3 protein-coding genes and 1 pseudogene are annotated in these 1,905 nt (G+C 66.5%); 2 read left to right on the top strand and 2 right to left on the bottom strand.

The window, feature by feature from the left end:
* Window positions 1-183: pseudogene (locus AC1D15_RS29765) on the bottom strand (methyl-accepting chemotaxis protein); the annotation flags it as partial.
* 123 nt (window positions 184-306) lie between these two features.
* Here AC1D15_RS29765 and AC1D15_RS29760 point away from each other — a divergent pair.
* Together AC1D15_RS29760 and AC1D15_RS29755 are read left to right on the top strand one after the other, a co-directional pair.
* A complete protein-coding gene (locus AC1D15_RS29760) occupies window positions 307-936 on the top strand; it encodes a M15 family metallopeptidase (protein ID WP_477828858.1) in 630 nt (209 codons plus the stop codon).
* 316 nt (window positions 937-1,252) lie between these two features.
* Entirely contained in the window at window positions 1,253-1,756 is a 504-nt protein-coding gene (locus AC1D15_RS29755; RefSeq protein ID WP_477828857.1) for a DUF2335 domain-containing protein, read from the top strand.
* 28 nt (window positions 1,757-1,784) lie between these two features.
* Here AC1D15_RS29755 and AC1D15_RS29750 read toward each other — a convergent pair whose 3' ends face one another.
* Window positions 1,785-1,895 (bottom strand): MipA/OmpV family protein, encoded by a 111-nt coding sequence (locus AC1D15_RS29750; RefSeq protein ID WP_477828859.1) that lies wholly within the window; start codon window positions 1,893-1,895, stop codon window positions 1,785-1,787.
* Window positions 1,896-1,905 lie beyond the last annotated feature (10 nt).

Raw genomic sequence — 1,905 nt, 5'->3', positions numbered from 1 at the left:
CCGCAGCTCGATCAGGTACATCGGCGGCGGCAGGATGTCGGCGGTGACGTCCTTCGCGACGAAGGTGCGCTGTGCAGCACCGGCCGCCGTGCCGGCGCCCCACAGCGACACCGCCATCAGCACGCTGGCCGCGGCAATGCCCGAGCCGATCAGGAGAACCAGGGTCAATCGCAGTGAACGCATGGGTCGTGGCGGGGGTGAAGGGCTGTTCGGGTTGTCGGCCGAAGCGCCCGCCACTTGAGTGCCGTGTCATGGATCCGGCAGGGGTTGCCGGCGATTGCGTCACGCACGACCACGATCGGGGTGATGATCTCGACCCTGGCCGGAGAGATCGACATGCGCTGCGAAACCATCCACACCCATCCCGATTTCTGCCGCTTGTCGACGATCGAGGGCGCGGCGGTGGACCTGCGCTATGCAAGCGAGCGCAACTTCGTCGGGCGAGACCTGTACGGCGCGCTGGATTGCGCGTGGCTGCATCGGCTGGCGGCAGACGGTCTCGCGCAGGCGGTGGCACGGCTGGCTGCCACGGCGCCGGGGCACCGCCTGCTGGTGCTGGACGCGCTGCGCCCGCACCGCGTGCAGATCCATCTGTGGAACCACCTGGACGGCACCGACCTGCGGCAGTACGTGGCCGACCCGGCGCGCGGCTCGATCCACTCGTTCGGCATGGCGCTGGACGTGACGGTGATCGACGAGGCGGGCGGCGAACTCGACATGGGCAGCGGCTTCGACGAGATGACGGCGCTGTCGCATCCGGTGCTGGAAGCGGCGCATCTGGCGAGCGGGGCTCTGACACCGGTGCAGCATACGAACCGGCTGCTGCTGCGCGATGCGCTGAATGCCGGGAGCTTTCGTGGCATCGACAACGAGTGGTGGCACTTCGAGATGCTGGACCGGCAGCGGGTGCGGGAGCAGTTCATGCGGGTGGAGTGATCTGCCGGCCAGCATGTGGAACCAAGCACGCTGTGAGGTCACATAGCTGCATGAGACAATTTCTTTGCAACCCAACATCGGAGCAACCAAGCCATGGGCTTCCTCATCGACTTCGCGGCGGATCCCAGAGCGGCGTTCGCACGGGGGTTCGTGCGTGGATTGGCGGCGCCCGTGACCTTGTTCGTGCACAACGAAGCGCCGGCACTGCCCAGCGTTCAGATGGTGGAGCCGCCTGCAGCCGGTCGGGAGATCGCCGCTGCGCTTGCGTCGGATTGGGTGAGCATCGGGGATTCGATGCATCGCGAGGTGCAACGTCATGAGCAGGGGCAACAAGCCTCACCAGACGCCGCTGGCTCAGGCAGCAAGCAAGGCGATCGGGCTGGGCGCGGTCAGGGCTGAGCAACAGGTTGTCATCCAGCAAAGCCAGTACACCGGGCAGATTCCGCACCCGGACATCCTCAAGCAGTTCGATCAGCTCATTCCCGGCACGGGAGCGAAGCTCATTCTTTGGGCCGAAGAGGAGCAGCAACACCGCCGCTCGATGGAGCGAGCAGCGCTGGATGCCAACATCGCGGCCCAGCACTCGCAGAGCCTGACCAACGCCTACACCGCACGCGCGATCTTTCGCAGCGACATGATGGGGCAAACCTGTGGCGTCCTGGTCTGCCTGGTCTGTGTGGTTGGCGCGATCTGGATGGGCACGATCGGCCAGCCGTGGGTCGCTGCGGCGCTCGCCGCGATACCGACTGCGGCTGTTATCAACGCATTCCGCTCAAGCATGTTCAGCCGCAAGCGGCAGGTCGACGAGGCGAAGTCGTAGCGCAGGCCGCTGTCGCACCCGTGGCGGGTCAGAACCGGTACGCCGTGAACACCACGACGCTGTTCTGCGCCTTCTTCTCGGTGATCGGGCTGTCGGCCGCGTCGCGCTGCAGGCTGCGCGTCGACAGGCGGGTGCCGATGCCCCACTGC

It is taken from the genome of Rhizobacter sp. P2_H2 (assembly GCF_056403375.1).
The sequence above is the reverse complement of the archived record's forward strand: the minus strand, read 5'-3'. Positions and strand labels throughout refer to the sequence as shown.